The organism is Celeribacter sp. SCSIO 80838, from assembly GCF_056498065.1.
Genome location: NZ_JAZKMA010000001.1, coordinates 2,096,528 through 2,116,999 on the forward strand (window position 1 = coordinate 2,096,528; position 20,472 = coordinate 2,116,999).

Consider the following 20,472-nt stretch of genomic DNA (forward strand, 5'->3'; position numbering starts at 1 on the left):
CGATCTGTCATCCGTTGAATTGACAAATATATTTGATATTTCAGACGCTTAACGGAATACAGTCGTATACAAATGTCGCTCGATCTCAGGTCAGATGCAGCACTGCGCATGGTTCAGAGGCGCTTGTCCACTGATGGCAAGCGAATTTCGGGCACAGCGTGACTTGGGCATTCAGGGCCGATAGCTTTTGAAGAGCGGGTCTTCCGTGCCGTCGTCGCGAACGCGATAGCCCACGGCGTACAACGTCCCGTTTTTATAGATCATGTTTTCGAGAAAGTTGTTCGAGTAATTTTCCCGCGAAATCACATTGGCCCGGCTGTCGAGGATCACAAGCGCGCTGAACGGGTGTTCGGCGTTGTCATCCTCACGGAGCAAAACCGCAAAGCGCCCGTCGCTCAACCCTTCGATGTCCTGAACGCGCAGGCCTTCGTCTCGGTAAGTGTCGTTGCGGGCAAACATCCGTACGTTGAAATTCTCGTTCACATCCGCAATGCGCACAAAGGCCGTCGGTCCCGGATGGTTCTGGAATGTGGCCCCCTGAGCCTCGACGCCGAAAATCACGCCCGCAACCGCATAGGTCGTATCATCCGTCGCGACCGTCATGCCAGAGAGCGAGATGCCACCGAAATCCCCCCCGAGAGAGCCCGGAACCTTGATGAAATCGCGGGGCACATGGGGTGGAAAATCCTCCATCAGCCATTCATTGGAATATTCGAAACGGTTTTCCACCGTATTGCCAGCCTGGCTCTTGAGAATCGTGAATTCGCCGTACAGGTCGCGGCCATAGTTGCCAGTGGCCGTCAGAAAGAGTGCGGCGTTTCCATCCTGCATGGCATCGACGCTGATCGTGTTGTAGCGGAGCACATATTTGAATGCGCCGTTCGCTTCGTCTTCAGGCAGGTAAACAGTGTCACCGCGTCCGCCGCGGGCGTAGCTGAGGGCCTGATACCGCGTGCCCATGGACTCCTCGAACGCGCCGCTCACATGGGTGTCATATCCTAGCAGGACCATGAAATCGCCGTTCTGATCGCTGCCGTAGATATGAAGGTCGTCAAAGGGCACGTCTTGCGGCCCGAGATGATCTTTCTCGGCGGAGTAGAGTAGGGTTGTGGTCGGCAACCAGTCCGTGGAAATGGCGAAATTCCGTTTCGGGGTGAAGCCGACGAGATCCCTGTCGCCCATTCCGAAAAAATCCGCGAAGACAAAGGCATAGATCGGATCTATGTCCGTTGTTTTCGTGTCACTCACTTTCTTGGTCGACGGGTCGTAGGTCGTGACGAAGGCACGACCGTTCATCTCTCCGACGATCTTCACCTTGCCGTCCCGGTCCACGTCCAGATTGAGTGCGCGGCCGTTTGTCAGGGAGCCGCCGGAGATATGTTGCACACTGTCGAGATGCGGAGCCGACAGCCAGCTCCGGTCCTCGGTCGTGGGGAAGATGGGTTTCGCAGGGGTGGGGGCGGGTGTCGCCGGAGCGCTTGAGGGCGCGCTTGCGAGGGTGGTCTGGCCGGGGCCGACGTCTTCGTTCGTCGTTGTCATGCGATTGAACACAAAACCGGCAGAGGCAATCACGAGGATGACGGCGAGCACAGACAGCCCGCGGCGGGACGATGGGCCGGTGGCCTGATCTGGTGTGTTTTGGGGCGTTTCCGGTTTCTGCTCCGGTTTTTCTTTCGGTTTGGCGTGCGGCTTCGCTTTCGGGGGCTCGGCGGAGGCAGCAGGTTTGGCCCCATCGCGTTTCGCACGCGGGATCGGGGGCACCTTGGCCTCCTCGTCTTCCTCAACCGAAAGCACCGGCTCGGGGGCTTTGAGAATTGCACCCGCGCGGACGATATGCGCAATCGTGCCCTCGACCGCGCAGTTGATCTGAAGCGTCCGACCGTTCTCTGCCATCACCCGCATCGCCGGGGTCTCGGCGGTGACCCATTGGCCTTCGCGAACAAGCACTTCCTCGATGCGGATCGGGTAGAACGCGCTGTCCTTGGGGGAGCGGATATGTTTGAGGGCCATTATGCCATCCTGTGCAAGGCGTGCGGAGCTGCCGTTACGGAAACAGGATGAGTTTTTCGGGGAATGCGTTTTAGGTCAACGCTGTGGCGCAAAAAACTCGCGTTTTACTGCGGGTTTTATAGCCGGACGATTATGAGCCCATGCGCTGGGCGGTCTTTGTTGATCGGCTGGGATAGAAATTGGAGCGGGTGATGAGATTCGAACTCACGACATTTACCTTGGCAAGGTAACGCTCTACCCCTGAGCTACACCCGCTCTCTTTCCAGCCTGTAACATCGGCTCGGTTATGTCTCTCCGGTGGGTGACCGGAGAAAGTTGGAGCGGGTGATGAGATTCGAACTCACGACATTTACCTTGGCAAGGTAACGCTCTACCCCTGAGCTACACCCGCGTCCTTCGGGTGAGGCGTGAGATATGAAATCCCGCCGGGGGCTGCAAGAGGAAAAACGCGCTTTCGGCGGATTTTTTCATCGCGAGGCGAAAAGTCAGGTTCCGGATCGAATGTGTCAACCCGCGCACGTAGCTGTGATGGTCGGGGCCAACCTGCCGCAGGGACTTATGGTATTTTTTGAATATATCTTTGATGTGGATTAAGGACTGGGCGCGCGCGCCGGGCTCTGATCCCCATCGGTTTCAAGGCCTATCGGCCAGAATTTCTCAGGTGCTCCATGACGACCGCGATGACGACTCAAACGACCACAAAGACCCATATCATGATCCTCGGCAGCGGTTTCGGCGCGCTGACCGCCGTGCGCGAGATCCGCAAGGCGAAGATGAACGCGCGCATCACCGTGGTGTCTCCGAACAACCACCTGACCTATCTGCCCAGTCTGATCTGGATGCCTTCGGGGCTGCGGACGGCGGCCGACATTGACGTCGATCTGACGAAATTTTTCGCCCGCGAAGAGGTCGACTGGTTGAAAGGTCGGGTGGTCAATGTCCGCGAGGCTGGCCGCACGGTCGATGTCGAGACCGAGATGGAGACCATTGCCGTCACCAATGACGTTTTGATCATCGCCACCGGCGGGCGCTATCTCAAGAAACTTCCGGGGCTGGCGGAACACGCGATCATCCCTTGCGAAGGGGCCATCAAGGGCCAGCTGATCCATGACCGTATCCGCGACATGGAAGGCGGCACCATCGCCATGGGATTCGGCACCAACCCGAAAGAGCCGCAGGCCGTGCGCGGCGGGCCGATGTTCGAATTTCTCTTCGGGATCGACACCATGCTGCGACAACAGGGGCGGCGGGACAAATTCAAGCTGGTGTTTTTCAACGGCTCGGACCGTCCGGGGCAGCGGCTTGGGCCGAAGGCGGTGGACGGGTTGCTGCGCGAAATGTGGAAGCGCGACATTTCGGTGCACATCGGGGCCAAGCCGCTGCGCATCGAGGCCGACAAGGTGGTGACCGAGCGCGAGGAAATTCCCGCCGATCTGGTGCTCTTCATGTCCGGTCTCACGGGGCCTTTGTGGCTGGACAACACCGAGCTGCCGCGTTCGTCCGGTGGCTTCATTCAGGCCGATGAGAAATGCCGGGTGGTCGGCTGGCCCCGCACCTATGTGGTGGGCGACACGGGCTCCTATCCCGGGCCGGAGTGGCTCGCCAAACAGGCGCATCAGGCCGATCTCCAGGCCGAGGCGGCGGTGGCCAATATTGCCGACGATCTGGCGGGTCGCGAGCCGAGCCATAATTTCAAGGCCGAACTCGTGTGCATTGTCGACTCGGTCAACAAGGGCATTCTCGTGTTCCGCAATCATAAGATGGCGCTGACCCTGCCGAAATCGCGGCTGTTCCACTGGGCCAAGCGGTTCTTCGAACGGCACTATCTCAAAGCCTATCGGAACTAAGAAAAAGGGGCCTTCTGGCCCCTTTGTTTTAGAAAATCGCCATGAGAATGTCGGCGAAAGACAAGATCAGCAGCAGGGCGAAGGTCGAAAGGATGCCGTATTTGCGGCCCCATTCCTTGCCGCCGCCCTGCATCCCATAGGCATGAAGCGCGCGAGAGACGATCAACACGATCCCGGCGAGATGGACGAAAAGGGCGGGCGCCCCCATGGTTTCGAAACCCGCGATCAGGATCAGGGTCAGCGGCGCGTATTCGTTGAAATTTCCATGCGCGCGAATGCGGCGGTTGAGTGTGTCGTCGCCACCGTCGCCAAGGCCTTGGCGCAGGACAAGGCGCTGTTTGATGACATGGATCGAGAGGAACAGGTAGAGCAGGCCAGCGAGTCCGGCATAAAAAGCGGTCAGTGTCAGGGTCATGTGTGCGTCTTTAGTTTGAGAACATCTGCGCGAGTGTAACTGAACATATTCGAAAATCATTGTGTGTTGCCGCACAGTCCATGCGCGAGAGCGGTGCCGTGACCCGTCGTCGCGGCCTCAGACTTCGCTCAATGCTAGGCGCGGGTAATGGATCGTATTGTGAAACTGCGCGATTTCATCGGTGAGATTGCGATAGCCATGCGGCTGATCGGCAGGGAAACGCAGCCCGTCGCCGCTGTGCAAAACGGTCCATGTTCCGCCCGTAAGCACCTCCATCTCGCCGCGAATGACAAAGACATCTTCGACCACGCCGCTGTCATGCGAGGGCGTCTCGTGGCGATGCCCCGGCTCCAGCGTCATGACGAAGGTTTCTGAGCCGAAGAGCGGATCGAAGGCAAACACCGTGTGCATACGGATCCCGGCGCTGTCATGCCCGATGCGCAGGGCAGGGGTAAAGCTCCCCGCCGTCAGTACCATATCCTCCAGAAACGCCGTCAGCGGCAGGTGGAACCCCTTCGCGATTTTCCACAGCGTCGCCAGCGTCGGCGAGGATTCACCGCGCTCAATCTGGCCCAGCATGGCCTTGCTCACCCCGGTCAGCTCTGACGTCTGCGCAAGGCTGAGACCAGCGCGGGCGCGGGCGGCCTTCAGGTTGATTTGGAGTTTGTCGCCGGTCATCGGCCCCTCTTATTGGCTCTTGTGCGCTATAACGTCCGTGCGCTATAGCGGTCATGGCCGTTATAGCGCACGATTTGCGGCCAATACAAACCATTCCTGTCCGATCTTGCGAAAGGCTGTCCCATGTTCGGTCTGAAACTTTCCCATCTTGTCGCCGGTGCCGTCGCGGTCCTTCTGGGCTACACCAGCAGCGTTGCGATCATCTTTCAGGCCATCGACGTTCTGGGCGCGACACAGGCCGAGGCCAACAGTTGGATGCTGGCGCTGGGCCTCGGTATGGGGATCAGTGGGCTGGTCCTGTCGCTGCGCTACAAAATGCCGATCCTCACCGCCTGGTCCACGCCCGGTGCGGCGCTTTTGGTGATCAGCCTCGAAGGCGTCCCCATGGCGCAGGCGATCGGAGCCTTCGTGTTTTGCGGTCTGCTTCTGACACTGACCGGTGTCACCGGCTGGTTCGAGAAACTCTCCCGCTTCATCCCTGACGCGCTGGGCAGTGCGATGCTCGCGGGCATCCTGTTTCGCTTCGGTCTGGGTATCTTTTCGTCGATGCAGGACAATCTCACCCTCGTCGCGCTGATGTGTGCCACCTATCTCGCGGGGCGGCGGGTCTTTCCACGCTTCTGTATCCCGATGGTGCTGCTCGTGGGCATCGTCTTCTGTGCCGTCACAGGCGCCTTCGACACCACCCAGCCGATCAATTTCGAGATCGCCAAGCCCGTGTTCATCCTGCCCGAATTCACGCTGGCGACCCTGATCGGCATCGGCCTGCCGCTTTATATCGTCACGATGACCTCGCAAAACGTGCCGAGTGTGGTGACGCTCAAGGCGGCGGGCTATGAGCCGCCGGTGTCCGCCGCGATCACCGTCACCGGGCTGACCTCGCTGATCCTCGCGCCCTTTGGCGGCTATGCCTTCAACCTCGCGGCGATCACGGCGGCGATCTGTGCCGGACCCGAGGCGGATGACAATCCGGCGACGCGGTATAAGGCTGTGGTGGTCGCGGGCGTGCTCTATTCCATCGTCGGGCTGATGGGGGCGGCGGTGATCAGCCTTTTCGTCATTGCGCCGAAAGCCTTGGTGGTCACGGTCGCGGGGCTGGCGCTTTTGAACACGATTTCTTCCAGCCTCACGGCGGCTTTGAAAGACCCGGCACAGCGCGAGGCGGGGCTTGTCACCTTTATGACAACCGTCTCGGGGATTTCTTTCCTCGGCATCGGTGCGCCGCTCTGGGCGTTGGTGTTTGGCGGGCTGACCTCGCTTGTCCTGACCCGCAAAGCCTAAAAAAGCCCCGCTAAGCGGGGCTTTTCAATCTTGTCTCCGGTGTTTTACTCGAACTCGACGAGCAAATCCTTTGCGTCGATCTGTGCGCCGGGCGTGACGTGGATCGCTTTGATCGTGCCGTCCTGATCGGCGGTGATCGAGGTTTCCATCTTCATCGCTTCGATGGTCAACAGCACATCGCCCTTCTTCACCGCCTGCCCGGAGGCGACCGCCACGGTCGCCACAACCCCCGGCATCGGCGCGCCGAGATGTTTGGCGTTGCCCGCTTCGGCCTTGGGATTGGCTTTGACGGAGGCGACGGCGGAGCGGTCCTTGACCCGCACGGTGCGCGGCTGGCCGTTCAGCTCGAAGAACAGTTTCACCTCGCCCGTTTCGGTGATGTCGGAGATCGCCTGACAGCGGATCTCGAGCGTCACGCCCGGATCGATGGTGGCGGAAATCTCCTCGCCCTCCTGCATGCCGTAGAAGAAGTTCTTCGTCGGCAGCACCCGCACCGGCCCGTATTGCTCGTGGCGGGTGACATAATCGGTGAAGACCTTCGGATACATCAGGTAGCCGTTGAAATCCTCGTCGTCGAACTCTTCGTCGGGGAATTTCGCGGCCAGTTCGGCGCGGAGTTCGTCGAAATTCGCGGGCGCAAGATGCAGGCCGGGGCGTTCGAGATTGGGTTTCTCCTTGCCCAGAACCTTCTTGACGATGCTGTCCGGGAAGCCGCCCGGCGGCTGGCCGAGATTGCCGCGCATCATGTCGATGACGCTGTCCGGGAAGGCCACATCGCTTTTCGGGTCCTCGACCTGCGCGCGCGTCAGCCCCTGGGACACCATCATCAGCGCCATGTCGCCCACAACTTTCGACGACGGCGTCACTTTGACGATATCGCCGAACATCATGTTCACATCGGCATAGCTCTGCGCCACCTCATGCCAGCGCTCCTCAAGCCCGAGCGAGCGGGCCTGCGCCTTGAGGTTGGTGAACTGACCGCCGGGCATTTCATGCAGGTAGACCTCGGAGGCCGGGGCCTGAAGCCCGCTCTCGAACGCCTTGTACTGGCCGCGCACGGCCTCCCAATAGTTCGACATCTCGCGGATCGCCGCAATGTCGAGCCCGGTGTCGCGCTCGGTGAAGCGCGTGGCCTCGACGATGGAGCCCAAACAGGCCTGCGAGGTGCCGCCCGAGAAGGCGTCCATCGCCGCATCCACCGCATCGACGCCCGCGTCGGCGGCGGCGAGGATGGTGGCGGCGGCGGCGCCCGAGGTGTCATGGGTGTGGAAATGGATCGGCAGGCCGACCTCTTCCTTGAGCGCGGTGATGAGCTGGCGCGCCTGCGCCGGTTTCAACAGCCCCGCCATATCCTTGAGCCCCAGCACATGCGCGCCCGCGGCCTTCAGGTCCTGACCCATTTTGACGTAATATTTGAGATCGTATTTCGAGCGCGCCGGATCGAAGAGATCCCCGGTATAGCAGATCGTGCCTTCGCAGAGCTTGCCGCTCTCAATGACCGCATCCATCGCCACGCGCATGTTTTCGACCCAGTTGAGACTGTCGAAGACGCGGAACACATCGACGCCGGTCACGGCCGCTTGGCGCACGAATTCCTGCACCACGTTGTCGGGGTAGTTGGTATAGCCGACGCCATTCGAGGCGCGCAGTAGCATCTGCGTCATCACATTGGGCATGCGTTCGCGGATGTCGCGCAGACGTTGCCACGGGCATTCCTGCAAGAAGCGGTAGGCCACATCGAAGGTCGCACCGCCCCAGCATTCGACGGAGAACAGCTCCGACAGGTTCGCGGTATAGGCGGGGGCCGCGTTGATCATGTCGATCGAACGCATCCGGGTGGCGAGCAGGGATTGATGCCCGTCGCGCATGGTGGTGTCGGTGATCAGGAGCTTTTTCTGCGCCAGCATCCAGTCCGCCACCGCCACGGCACCCTGCTCCTCAAGCAATTGCCGCGTGCCCATCGGCGGGGTGTCCGCCTTGAGCGCAGGCACCACGGGTTTGCGTGCATCGGCGGCGGGTTTGGCGCGGCCAAGGGTTTCCGGATGGCCGTTCACCGTGATCTCGGCGAGATAGGTCAGGATTTTCGTCGCCCGGTCGCGGCGCTGTTTGAAGTCGAACAGCTCCGGCGTCGTGTCGATGAATTTCGTGGTGTATTCGTTCGACAGGAACGTGGGGTGTTTCAAGAGGTTTTCGACGAAGGCGATGTTGGTCTGAACGCCGCGGATGCGGAATTCGCGCAGCGCCCGGTCCATCCGCGCAATCGCGGCCTCGGGCGTGCGCGCCCAGGCGGTCACCTTGGTCAGCAAACTGTCGTAATAGCGGGTGATCACAGCACCCGAATAGGCCGTGCCGCCGTCGAGGCGGATGCCCATGCCTGTGGCGGAGCGGTAGGTGGTGATCCGGCCATAATCGGGGATGAAATTGTTCGTCGGATCCTCGGTCGTCACCCGGCACTGCAGCGCATGGCCGTCGAGTTTGACGTCATACTGGCTGGCCACACCGGTGGCCTCCATGAGGCTCTTGCCCTCGGCGATCAGGATTTGCGCCCGGACGATGTCGATGCCGGTGACTTCCTCGGTCACCGTATGCTCCACCTGCACGCGGGGGTTCACCTCGATGAAGTAGAACTTGCCGCTCTCCATATCCATCAGGAATTCGACGGTCCCGGCGCATTCGTAATTCACATGTTCGCAGATGCGTTTGCCGAGATGGCACAGCTCTTCGCGCTGTGCGGGCGAGAGATAGGGGGCAGGGGCGCGCTCGACCACTTTCTGGTTGCGGCGCTGGACCGAGCAATCGCGCTCATAGAGGTGGTAGATATGGCCATGGCTGTCGCCGAGGATCTGTACCTCGACGTGGCGCGCCTTGATGATCATCTTTTCCAGATAACCTTCGCCATTGCCAAAAGCGGCCTCGGCCTCGCGGCGGCCTTCCTTGACCTTTTCCTCAAGCTCCTCGGCGTTCATGATCGGGCGCATGCCGCGCCCGCCACCGCCCCAGGAGGCCTTGAGCATCAGCGGGAAACCGATCTCGGCGGCCTCTTTGCGGATCGCATCGAAATCCTCGCCCAGAACCTCGGTCGCCGGAATGACCGGCACACCCGCCGCGATGGCGACCTTGCGCGCCGAGGCCTTGTCGCCCAGCTCGCGCATGGTTTTGGCCTTGGGGCCGATGAAGGTGATGCCCGCAGCCGTACAGGCATCGACGAAATCCGGGTTCTCGGACAACAGCCCATAGCCCGGATGGATCGCATCGGCGCCCGAAAGCTTCGCCACCCGGATGATCTCAGGGATCGAGAGATAGGCCGCCACCGGTCCCAGACCTTCGCCGATCTTATAGGCCTCGTCCGCCTTGAACCGGTGCAAGGAGAGCTTGTCCTCTTCGGCATAGATCGCGACGGTGCGCTTGCCCAGTTCGTTCGCGGCACGCATCACGCGGATCGCGATCTCTCCACGGTTCGCGATCAGAACTTTTTGAAATTCGGCCATGGCAAGCTTCCCCTCTTGCTGTTTTCCAATCAGGTTAGGCATTTCTGCGGTGCAGTAAATCCCCAATTCCCCGGACTGGATCGGTTATGGCCGAGATGTGCGAAAAGAAAAAACGATTTTTTTCCGCAGCTCTGTAATGACAGGGAAATTTGCATGATTTGCAAATTAAATTCATATCCTTAGCAAAGGCAATTTTACACCGATGGACATTTTGCAAAGAAATTCGCCGGAGAATCACTCCCCCGGCGCATGGCCTGCTGCGCTGCGCGATCGCAGCGGGATTTCCTTGAGAAACAGCGAGAGCGCGAGACCTGCGAGCGCCAGAGCGGAGGCGATCCAGTAGATCGGATGCAGCGCGCCGGAGATCGTGTTGCCGATCAGCGTGCGGGTGGTCTCGGGCAGTTGCGCCAGCACCTGTGGGCCAAGCTCGGTCACGTTCGAGAGGCCCTCGACATGTGCTTCGCCCATCATCCGGGCCATCCGTGCGGCAAACAGCGCCCCGAACAGCGCGACGGCAATCGACGCGCCCACCTGACGGAACATCAGCCCCGCGGCGGTGGCGGTGCCGATCTGTTGCCGCGGCACAGCATTTTGCACGGCGGTGGTCGTGACCGGGAAGATACAGCCCATCCCCATGCCAAGCCCCGCCAGCGACAGCCAGAGCGACCACGGTGCCATCTCCGGCGACAGCTGTGTCAGCGACAGAAGCGAGAGGGTCGCGAAGCTCAGGCCGATGACCGGCAGAAAGCGATAGCGCCCGGTGCGGCTCATGTACTGGCCGGAGACGGTGGAGGCGGCGAGGATGCCGAAGGTCATCGGAATGAGTTGCAGACCGGATTGGGTGGCGGTTGCGCCTTTGGCCATTTGCAGGAAGACCGGGATGAAAGTGAGCGCTCCGAACATCAGCGCGCCGGAGACAAAGGAAATCGCCGAGGAGATGGTGAAGACGTTCATCTTGAAGAGCCCGACGGGCAGGATCGGTTCAGAGGCTTTGCGTTCGATCCCCACGAAACTCACCGTGGCGATCCCGAAGAGCGCCAGAAACGCGAGACCCATGGGTGACACAAGCGCGAATTCCTTGCCGCCCAGGGCAGTCAGAAGCACGATAGACGAGAGCGACAGGGTCAGCGCCAGAGCGCCCGCATAGTCGATCTTGTGATTGACGCGCTCGGGATGGGCTTTGAAACCAAAGATAAACCCGGCGAGGGCCAGCGCCCCGAAGGGCAGGTTGATGAAGAAAATCCAGTGCCAGCTCAGCGCATCGACAAACCAGCCCCCCAGAAGCGGCCCGGCCACGGAGGACACGCCGAAGACGCCCGCGAAGACGCCCTGAATCTTGCCGCGTTCCTTGGGCGGGATCACGTCGCCGATGATCGAGAGCGCCAGAACGAAGAGGCCCCCGCCGCCGAGGCCCTGAAGTGCGCGGGCGGCGATGAGAAAGCCCATGGAGCCGGACAGGCCGCACAAAACGGAGCCGGTAAGGAAGAGCGAGACCGAAAAGATCACCACATTGCGCCGCCCGTAGAGATCGCCGAGCTTGCCATACAGGGGGGCGACCACGGTTGAGGCGAGAATATAGGCGGTGACCACCCAGGAGAGATGCTCCAGCCCGCCCAGATCGGCGACGATCGTGGGGAGCGCTGTCGATACGATGGTCTGGTCGAGCGAGGCCAGCAAGAGGAGCACCGCGACGGAGGCGATGACCAAGGCGACGGAACTGTGTTCCGGGGCGCGGGGGGCCTCTTCGGGCAGGCTGTGCGGATGTGACATGGGGACTCCTTTGGCCCGTCTCTGGGGCTTTGTACGGGAGGTAGCGCTCACATATATATGTGTCAATAGCACATAGTTGTGTCTATCATGAATTTGACATTCACACATGGTTATGCGACGGACATGCCATGAGCACCGATGACACCTCTTCGCATGATGCCTCTCATGAGGCCCGGCAGGCTTCCCCCGATCCTCGGGTGCGGGCGGGTGTGCCCGATTACCTTGAGGACGAGGGTTTTTCCGACGCTGCCATCGAAGCGCTTCTGGCGCTCGATCTGTCGCTGTTCCAATGGCGGCGCATGGCGGAAAAGGGCGAGTTCAAGGGCAAGGTGCTTGAGGGCATGAGCGAGAAGCTCGAACCCGCGATTCTTCAGGGACTGCTCTCGATTGCGCAAATCACCGCCGGATTGGGCCGCGACGTGGCCGAACCGCCGACCATCGGTATGGTGGCGGAGGTCATGGCCGTCGATCCCTCGCGCGCCTCGCGCATCGTTTCCGAGCTTGTGTCGCGCGGCTATGTCACCCGTCAAGCGGTGCAGGAAGATGCGCGCAAATCCGTTCTGGTGATCACTCCGAAGGCCCGGACGTTTCTGCGCGCCTTTACTCTGTCGAAATGGCGCCTGTTCTCTCAGGCGTTTACCGGCTGGTCCGGCGAAGAGATTGCGACGTTCTCAGATTTGTTCGGGCGCTATGTCGGGGGGCTGCTTGTGGCCGTCTCCGAACCTGCGCAGAAACCCGCGCCGGGCAATGAGAACATTTAAAGAACGCGCTTTTCCTCGCCCACGGGTTTCTGTAATCTCCCTGCCATGAGCAGTTTCGATGAAGACGACGCCTTCGAGGCGGCGATGCAGCCCCAACGTCCCTCCCTGTCCCAACTCGCGATGCAAGGCGCGCGCGAGGCCGCCTTTGGCGTGCCCGACACGTCTTATCTCGATGCGCTGAACCCGGCGCAGCGCGAGGCGGTCGAGACGCTCGACGGACCTGTCCTGATGCTCGCGGGTGCTGGCACGGGCAAGACCAAGGCGCTCACGGCCCGCATCGCGCACCTCCTGAACACCGGCCGCGCCCAGCCGCGCGAAATCCTTGCCGTGACCTTCACGAACAAGGCCGCGCGCGAGATGAAGCAGCGGGTTGCCGGGCTGATGGGGATGGAGCTTGAGGGCATGCCTTGGCTTGGTACGTTTCACTCCGTCTGCGTCAAGCTTCTGCGCCGTCACGCCGAGCTTGTCGGGCTCAAGTCGAACTTCACCATTCTCGACACGGACGACACGATCCGGTTGCTCAAACAACTGATCTCGGCGGCAGGCATCGACGAGAAACGCTGGCCCGCGCGCCAACTCGCCGGCATGATCGACAGCTGGAAGAACCGGGCGCTCACGCCCTCTGCCGTGTCCGGCGGAGAGGGCAGTGAATTCAATGGCATGGGGGTTCGGCTCTATGCCCAGTACCAAGAGCGCCTGACCACGCTCAACGCCGTCGATTTCGGCGATCTTCTGCTGCATATGGTGGTGATTTTCCAGAAACACCCGGACCTGTTGGCGCAGTATCAGCGCTGGTTCAAATACATCCTCGTCGACGAGTATCAGGACACCAACGTCGCGCAATATCTCTGGCTGCGGCTCTTGGCGCGAGGGCACAACAATATCTGTTGTGTTGGCGATGACGACCAGTCGATCTACGGCTGGCGCGGCGCCGAGGTGGGCAATATCCTGCGGTTTGAAAAAGATTTTCCCGGCGCGAAGGTTGTCCGTCTGGAGCAGAATTATCGCTCCACGGCACATATTCTCGCTTCCGCAAACAGCGTCATTTCCGGCAACAAGGAACGTCTGGGCAAGGAGCTTCGCGCGGTCAAGGAGGAGGGCGAAAAGCTCCGCCTTATCGGTCATTGGGACGGCGAGGAAGAGGCGCGTTGGGTCGGCGAAGAGATCGAGGCGCTGCATGGCGGCACACGGAGCCGCCTTCGTAAGTATTCCCTCGATGACATCGCCATCCTCGTGCGCGCCTCGCATCAGATGCGTGCGTTCGAGGATCGGTTTCTCTCCATCGGTCTGCCGTACCGCGTGATTGGCGGGCCGCGGTTTTACGAGCGGATGGAGATCCGCGATGCCATGGCCTATTTCCGCATCGTCACCCAGCCGGAGGACGATTTGGCCTTTGAGCGCATCATCAACACGCCGAAACGCGGGGTGGGCGACAAGGCGCTTCAGGACATCCAGATCACCGCGCGCTCCAATGGCGTGTCGCTTCTGGATGGCGCACGGATCGCCGTCGAAGAGGGCTTGTTGAAGGGCAAGGCCAAGTCGGGGGTGGCGCAGCTTATCGCCGATATTGACCGCTGGACGTCGCTCAATGGCACCAGAATTCGCTATATCGTTGATGGAGAAGGCGTTCAGGAAGAGGAAGACATGCTGTTCGAAGATGAGCACTTGTCGGATGACGAAATGGACGTTTTCGAGGATATTGGTTACGAAGGCCATAAGGTGAGGCGTGTCAATCGTTTGGACGATGACGAAGACGCGCTGGTCGAAGACGTCGCCTACGACCCCGCGGAGATCGGCCATATCGAACTGGCGGAGCGCATTCTTGATGAGAGCGGCTACACCACCATGTGGCAAAACGACAAAAGCCCGGAGGCACCGGGACGCCTTGAGAACCTCAAGGAACTCGTCAAGGCGCTGGAACAATTCGAAAATCTTGCCGGTTTTCTCGAACACGTTGCGCTGATCATGGACAATGACAGCGGCGAAGACGGCGAGAAGGTCACGATCATGACGCTGCACGGCGCCAAGGGGCTTGAGTTCCCTGTCGTCTTCCTGCCCGGTTGGGAGGAAGGCCTGTTCCCGTCGCAGCGCTCGATGGATGAAAACGGCACTAAAGGCCTCGAGGAAGAGCGCCGTCTGGCCTATGTCGGCATCACCCGCGCCGAGGAGCTCTGCACGATCTCCTTCGCCGCCAATCGCCGTGTCTATGGTCAATGGCAATCCCAGCTCGCCTCGCGATTCATCGACGAATTGCCGGTCGACCATGTCGATGTCGAAACGCCCTCTGGCCTCTACGGCGGGCAGCGCAGCTATGAGGCACCGAGTTATGAGGCCAATCCGTCCAGTCGTTTCGAGAGCCGCGCCGCCAAGGCCGACGTCTACAACTCGCCGGGCTGGAAACGCATGCAATCGCGCACCCAACGTGCCGGGACGCCACGGACGCCTGTGACCATCGATATGAAGGCCAGCGCCTCCTTTACGCTCGGCGACCGGGTGTTCCACAAGAAATTCGGCTATGGCGAGGTGATGGAGATCGAGGGTGACAAGCTGACCATCGAATTCGATCATGCCGGGACCAAGAAACTTGTCGCAGGATTTGTGATGCCCGCCGATCAGGTCGGCGATGTCCCGTTCTGAGGCGAAGCTCCGGACCTCCCGATCTCTCTCAAAATCAAGAACCTCTCGCCCACGAAGGAGCATGTCGCTCCTCCGTCTGTGACGGCTTTCGGAGGCGGAGCCGAAGTTCGGGGCTGCCTCGTTTTTGACAGATCGGACAGGGCACAGATCGGACAGGGCGAAGTGTTAGTTTATGGCTAGAAAAAGCAAGACCCCCGTGCCCAGGGAGGAGGAGAGGGCACGGGGGTCTCTTGGTATCGGGTCCCAAGGGAGGAGGAGAGGACCCGTATTCTTAAAAGAAACGCGGCGGTGTCAGGGAGGAGGAAGACACCGCCGCCTTCAGTCACGGCCCTCAGGGAGGAGGAGAGAGGACCGATCTCTTGGGCTTCTGCCCGCTATAGGTGCGGCGATGCAGGGAGGAGGACGCATCGCCGCTCTGGTCATCAGGGCCAAGGGAGGAGGAGAGGCCCCGAATTCCGGTATCTGATGCGGCAGCCCCAGGGAGGAGGAGAGGAGCTGCCGCAGGTATCAGGGCCCAGGGAGGAGGAGAGGGCCGTGATGTCTATTCTTCAGTTGCCGTATGCGGCTTCGTAAGCCACGGCGCGGATCGATGCGCGGGACATTCCGAGATCGGCGAGATTGCGATCATCAAGGACCGAGAGCTCAAGCAGGGTTTCGCGGTAGACCCGGTAGCGCGCAAAGCGTTCCGCGAGGGATTTGAACACACCGCCGAAGGAGGCGGAGGAGGCCGGAGCGGCACTGTTGATGTCGTTTGCGTAAGCCATAAGCTTCAACCTTGAATGTGCGTGCGGGTGTCCCGCGTTCAGTGCCGCCGTGTCTTGTCCTCGCTGGCATCTCGCCAACATCTCCTTCTGGAGACAAACCGCTTTGGAGCGATCAAGGATGCAAGCCTCGGCTGCTTTCGTTGAATTGAATATCGGGGAATTGCTGCGAATGCACAATCCACCCTGTCGACATTGCCGCTATGCAGAAAATGCATGACCAATGCTGACCTATTTTTGCCTCCCGGGCCGGGTTTTGGCTCTCGGAGATCAAACCGCTGTGGAAAAGGGTCAGCAAAGGGCCTATTTCGGGGCAAGGGGACTGACCATGCGACGTGGCGGAAAGGAAGACATATGTCCGCAGATCAAGACAGGATTATGACGGCGCTCAAGGGCGTGCAACTGCCGGATGGCTCATCGCTTGTGGCACGTGACCTCATTCGGGCGCTTTCGGTGAAGGATGGTGTGGTCAGTTTCGTGATCGAGGCTCCGGATGCGGCGACGGCGCAGGCCATGGGCGGAGTCGAAGCGGCGGCACGCGGCAGGCTCGAATCGCTGCCCGGAGTGACCAAAGTGTCCATCGTGACGACTGCGCATGGGCCCGCCGCCAAACCGGCCGCCGCTGCGGGCGAACCGCCGAGCCTCAAGATCGGCCGCCATCCGACGCCGCAACAGGGCAAGCAGGGCGTGCCGGGGGTCAAGCACATCATCGCCATCGCCTCGGGCAAGGGCGGTGTCGGCAAATCCACCGTCTCCGCCAACCTCGCCGTGGCGCTGGCGCGTCAGGGCCGTAAGGTCGGGCTGCTGGATGCTGACATCTACGGGCCCTCGCAGCCGCGCATGATGGGGATCAACAAGCGCCCCGCTTCCCCCGATGGCCAGACGATCGAACCGCTCCATGCCCATGGCGTGACGCTGATGTCGATCGGGTTCATGATTCCGGATGGTGAGGCCGTCGTCTGGCGCGGGCCGATGTTGATGGGCGCGATGCAGCAGATGCTCGGGCAGGTGGCCTGGGGGGAGCTGGACGTGTTGTTGATCGACATGCCGCCGGGCACCGGCGATGTGCAGTTGACGCTGGGCCAGAAAACCGAACTCACCGGCGCGCTGGTGGTTTCGACGCCGCAGGACGTGGCGCTGATCGACGCCCGGCGTGGCATTTCCATGTTCCAAAAGCTCAATGTGCCTGTGCTGGGCCTGATCGAGAACATGTCCACCTATGTCTGTCCGAACTGTGGTCATGAAGCACATATCTTCGGCCATGGCGGGGTGGCGGATGAGGCCAAAAAGCTCGACGTGCCGCTTCTGGCCGAGCTGCCTCTGGCGCTCGAAGCGCGGCTTGCAGGTGACACCGGTGTGCCGGTCGCGGCCACCGACAGCCCGCTGGCCGAGCCTTACATGAAGCTTGCGGACCGTCTGGTTCAGGTTGGGCTGGCCTGACGGCTGAGGCTTTCGAGCCACAGACCAAAGGCGAACCCGCGCAGGAAACTGCGCGGGTTTTTCTATGTTTTGCCTTATACTTTACGGTTTTTATTTGTTTTTATGGGGTAATCTGGCCGATTTCGTGGAGGGTTTTAAAAATCCAATATCTATCAATGCGATACATTTCCGACAAAAACACTTGTGAATCATTCTCTGGTCTCGTAGCTCCTCGATTATCGTACAATTAGAGGGGATATCTCATGAAAATGGCGCGTTTTGTGGCGCTGTGCGGCGTGTCTTACGTCGCGTTTGCATCCGCCGGTTTTGCACAGGATGCAATTGAACTGGATATGATCACCATGTCCCTCGTCGATGAGGGACAGGAAAACGTCGAAGCCACCGGGGGAGCCGTGATTTCCGAAGAGGAACTCGAAGCCCTGCAGCCACAAAACGTTTCTGAACTTTTCGCTCGCGAATCCGCTGTGACGGTCTCGGGCGGCGCGGGTCCGTCGAAACGGATCCACGTGTTCGGCATGGAGCAATCCAATCTGGCCGTGACGGTCGACGGGGTCCCGCAAGGGGGCACGAGCTGGCACCACACCGGCTCCAACGTCGTCGATCCGGCCTTCCTGAAATCCGTCGAGGTCGAGGCGGGCGCCGCTGCGGCCGACGCGGGCTTTGCCGCCGCTGCGGGCGCGGTGCGCTATGAAACCGTTTCGGCCTTCGATCTTCTGGCCGAGGGCGATGTCGCGGGCGGGCGCGCAAACCTCACCTACGGTAACAACGGGCAGGGCCTTTCCGGCTCTCTCGCCAGCTTCGGCATCTATCAGAATGTCGACTGGATGGTGATGATCCACGCGCAGGACGGGGATAATTACGAGGCGGGCGACGGCACGGAAATGCCCGGTTCTGCACCGGCGGCCAAGGGCATCCTGTCGAAATTCGGCTATGAATTCGGCACTTCCCGGCTTGAGCTGGCCTATGAGCGCTCCGAAGATGACGCGGATCGCGTGATCAAGATGAACATGGATCTTAACCATGACGATGCGGTCTATCCGCTCGACGTGACGCGCGACACGATCAGCCTGAAATACACCTCCACCGCGCCCACCGATATGTGGGACCCGGAATTCATGATCTATGCGACGCAGAACGATTACTGGCGCCCGAATTATGCAGCAGCCTTCAATGGGGACATGATCCTTGATGAAGATGCGTTCGGCGGCGTTGTGAAAAACACGTTCACGCTTGGTGCGGGCACTGTCACGGCGGGGTTCGATTTCTCAAAAGCCGATTACGACGTCGACAATTACGGCGATTCGACCGTTGTGCCTCAATATCAGGGAATGTCGACGACCCAGCTGGGCGCCTTTGCGCAAGGGCGGTTTGCTTTTGCCAATGGCATCGACCTGTCTGCGGGTTTGCGTGCTGACTATCATGAACTCGAAGATATGGATGGTCAGACCTTCGAGGATGCAGGGCTTAGCGCCAACGCGACCTTGTCCTATGAGTTCGCGCCGGGGTTCGAGATTTTCGCGGGCGGGTCGCGCACTTGGCTTGGGTATGATGTCGGCGAATATGGTCTTCTGCATGCCGCCGATTACAGCATCGATGAAGATTACGAGGCGGGGACCTCGACCAACATCAAGATTGGCCTGAATGGGACTGTCGGTGATTTTTCCGGCGGGATCACCTATTTCGACACCAAGATCAAAGATCTGGCGAGCTATCTGCGTTCGGGCAATACCGGAACGATCAGCAACTCGGATGAGGTGCGCTCCAAAGGGGTGACGCTGAACGGTCAGTACAATTGGGGCACCGGGCGGTTTGGCGCGAGTTACACCAAGGCGGATGTCACTGAGGACGGCGATTTCGTGATCCCGGATGGCGGCACTGTGATGCCGATCGGCGATGTGGCGTCGCTCTATGTCGATCAGGAATTGTCGTCGATGAACATGAAGGTCGGCGCGACCGTCGAATGGGCGGGCAAGCTCGATGACGATCTGATGACCGCATCGAATTACGCTGCACATGACTCCTACACGGTCGTGAATGCTTATGCGGAATGGAAGCCTGAGCAGCTTGAGGGGGCAACGGTCCGCCTTGGTGTCGATAACCTCTTCGACGAACTCTATTATGAACGCTCAAGCTACATCTATCGTGAGCGGAGTGCTACGAGTATCATCTACCCGGCCTATGCCTCTGGGCGCACGGTCAGCTTGTCGATGACGCTGGATTTCTGATCCCGGCACGATGCGATGATGGAAAGGGGCCTTTGGGCCCCTTTTTTTGTGTTTCGGGATTTCATGGTACAGGTCAGAAGCGAGAGGGTGGGACTTTATGGAACTTCTGGGAATTCATGGTCGCCTTCTTCAAAACGAATCATGATCCTGTGGATAACTCGGTGGATTTGTGGAGAACCCTGTGAGTCCTGTGGATTTTTCGAAAATTCTTCGGGAAAACTCATGGGAAAATGTGACCACTAAATATGGTTAAATTTGGGCAAATCGTGCCTATATGTGCTCTCATTTTCGTGGGGGACATCTCTATACTTAGATTCGTACTGTCTTGGAAAGCAAGATCTGGGGCCTGTGGAGAAAATATCCGTTGATTACCATGAATTCCCATGGCATCTTGAGTTCACGCGATGAGACGGGAATGAGCGGCGCATCCAAGACCGCGAATAAAGACCCATAAGTCAGGTTCATACAGGCACCCAGACTCATCGGAACAACGAGATCCGGCGCGCGAGCGAGCAGACATCCCCCCAGGTGGCGCGCGCAGTCCGGACAGCCCGAAACATCGGGACGAGGGCGGCGGATTGAGCGGTGGCAGCAGCTCATTCCGCCGTTTCGCTTAAAGGGCCTCGAAACGGGGCAGGGACAGTAAAGGAGCCGCCGCTTGGTTGGCATGTTCATCGGCGAACACACCTTTAAGGTGGACGGAAAGGGACGCGTGTCGATCCCTGCCGATTTTCGTCGCGAACTTGAGCTGGGCGATCCTCTGGCTGCGGAAACCGGCCGTCCCCGCATGGTCATCGTCTATGGTCATGACAAACAAAAACAACTGATCGTGCATACTTATGAGGGCTATCGAGCGCTCGCCTCCGACATCGCGCGCCTGCCGCGCGGCTCGGAAAAGCGCAAGATCATGGAGCGCATGATCCTCAATCGCGCCCGCCCGACCGAGGTGGACAATGACGGTCGTCTGGTCCTGCCGCAGCCGCTGCGCGACAAGATCGCGCTCGACGGTGTGGCCTATTTCGCCGGTATGGGCGAGACCTTCGAGATCTGGAAGCCCGAGACCCACGAGGCGGTCGATGCGATGATCTCCGAGAAATGGCTGGAAGAGCAGGGCGAGGATTTCGATCCGCTGAGCCTTCTGGACGATCTGGAGGTCTGA

Annotated in this window: 14 protein-coding genes and 2 tRNA genes; 8 read left to right on the forward strand and 8 right to left on the reverse strand. The window is 60.1% G+C overall.

What is annotated here, in order from left to right:
* Positions 1-171 precede the first annotated feature (171 nt).
* The 3 genes from V1475_RS10640 to V1475_RS10650 all read right to left on the reverse strand — a co-directional run bounded on the left by V1475_RS10640 (position 172) and on the right by V1475_RS10650 (position 2,401).
* Positions 172-2,010, reverse strand: a complete 1,839-nt coding sequence (locus V1475_RS10640; RefSeq protein ID WP_479412729.1) for a hypothetical protein — start codon at positions 2,008-2,010, stop codon at positions 172-174.
* A gap of 180 nt (positions 2,011-2,190) precedes the next feature.
* Positions 2,191-2,265, reverse strand: a tRNA-Gly gene (locus tag V1475_RS10645).
* Positions 2,266-2,326: 61 nt separating this feature from the next.
* Positions 2,327-2,401: transfer RNA gene (locus V1475_RS10650), tRNA-Gly, on the reverse strand.
* 23 nt (positions 2,402-2,424) lie between these two features.
* Here V1475_RS10650 and V1475_RS10655 point away from each other — a divergent pair.
* On the forward strand, positions 2,425-2,604 hold the full coding sequence (locus V1475_RS10655) for a hypothetical protein (RefSeq protein WP_479412730.1): 180 nt from the start codon (positions 2,425-2,427) through the stop codon (positions 2,602-2,604).
* Between the two features lie 86 nt (positions 2,605-2,690).
* Complete coding sequence (locus tag V1475_RS10660; RefSeq protein ID WP_479412731.1) at positions 2,691-3,857, forward strand: NAD(P)/FAD-dependent oxidoreductase; 1,167 nt, start codon at positions 2,691-2,693, stop codon at positions 3,855-3,857.
* A gap of 28 nt (positions 3,858-3,885) precedes the next feature.
* Here the strand turns inward: V1475_RS10660 and V1475_RS10665 are convergent, their stop codons facing one another.
* Together V1475_RS10665 and V1475_RS10670 are read right to left on the reverse strand one after the other, a co-directional pair.
* Positions 3,886-4,272 carry an MAPEG family protein gene (locus V1475_RS10665; protein ID WP_434287948.1) on the reverse strand — a complete coding sequence of 129 codons (387 nt, stop codon included), beginning with the start codon at positions 4,270-4,272 and terminating at the stop codon, positions 3,886-3,888.
* A 117-nt stretch (positions 4,273-4,389) separates the two neighbouring features.
* A complete protein-coding gene (locus tag V1475_RS10670) occupies positions 4,390-4,950 on the reverse strand; it encodes a helix-turn-helix domain-containing protein (protein WP_479412732.1) in 561 nt (186 codons plus the stop codon).
* A gap of 123 nt (positions 4,951-5,073) precedes the next feature.
* Between V1475_RS10670 and V1475_RS10675 the strand changes: the two genes are divergently transcribed.
* Entirely contained in the window at positions 5,074-6,231 is a 1,158-nt protein-coding gene (locus V1475_RS10675) for a benzoate/H(+) symporter BenE family transporter (RefSeq protein ID WP_479412733.1), read from the forward strand.
* Between the two features lie 44 nt (positions 6,232-6,275).
* Here the strand turns inward: V1475_RS10675 and V1475_RS10680 are convergent, their stop codons facing one another.
* Complete coding sequence (locus V1475_RS10680; RefSeq protein ID WP_479412734.1) at positions 6,276-9,719, reverse strand: pyruvate carboxylase; 3,444 nt, start codon at positions 9,717-9,719, stop codon at positions 6,276-6,278.
* A 234-nt stretch (positions 9,720-9,953) separates the two neighbouring features.
* Positions 9,954-11,489 carry an MDR family MFS transporter gene (locus tag V1475_RS10685; protein WP_479412735.1) on the reverse strand — a complete coding sequence of 512 codons (1,536 nt, stop codon included), beginning with the start codon at positions 11,487-11,489 and terminating at the stop codon, positions 9,954-9,956.
* A 128-nt stretch (positions 11,490-11,617) separates the two neighbouring features.
* On the opposite strand from V1475_RS10685, the gene V1475_RS10690 reads away from it, so the two are divergent.
* Positions 11,618-12,250 (forward strand): MarR family winged helix-turn-helix transcriptional regulator, encoded by a 633-nt coding sequence (locus tag V1475_RS10690; protein WP_479412736.1) that lies wholly within the window; start codon positions 11,618-11,620, stop codon positions 12,248-12,250.
* A 45-nt stretch (positions 12,251-12,295) separates the two neighbouring features.
* On the forward strand, positions 12,296-14,887 hold the full coding sequence (locus tag V1475_RS10695) for an ATP-dependent helicase (RefSeq protein WP_479412737.1): 2,592 nt from the start codon (positions 12,296-12,298) through the stop codon (positions 14,885-14,887).
* A 548-nt stretch (positions 14,888-15,435) separates the two neighbouring features.
* Here the strand turns inward: V1475_RS10695 and V1475_RS10700 are convergent.
* Positions 15,436-15,651 (reverse strand): DUF1127 domain-containing protein, encoded by a 216-nt coding sequence (locus V1475_RS10700; protein ID WP_479412738.1) that lies wholly within the window; start codon positions 15,649-15,651, stop codon positions 15,436-15,438.
* Positions 15,652-16,002: 351 nt separating this feature from the next.
* On the opposite strand from V1475_RS10700, the gene V1475_RS10705 reads away from it, so the two are divergent.
* From V1475_RS10705 to mraZ, 3 genes are all read left to right on the forward strand, one after another.
* On the forward strand, positions 16,003-17,088 hold the full coding sequence (locus V1475_RS10705) for an Mrp/NBP35 family ATP-binding protein (protein ID WP_479412739.1): 1,086 nt from the start codon (positions 16,003-16,005) through the stop codon (positions 17,086-17,088).
* Between the two features lie 242 nt (positions 17,089-17,330).
* Positions 17,331-19,313 carry a TonB-dependent receptor domain-containing protein gene (locus V1475_RS10710; protein ID WP_479412740.1) on the forward strand — a complete coding sequence of 661 codons (1,983 nt, stop codon included), beginning with the start codon at positions 17,331-17,333 and terminating at the stop codon, positions 19,311-19,313.
* 667 nt (positions 19,314-19,980) lie between these two features.
* Positions 19,981-20,472 (forward strand): division/cell wall cluster transcriptional repressor MraZ, encoded by a 492-nt coding sequence (gene mraZ, locus V1475_RS10715; RefSeq protein ID WP_434290899.1) that lies wholly within the window; start codon positions 19,981-19,983, stop codon positions 20,470-20,472.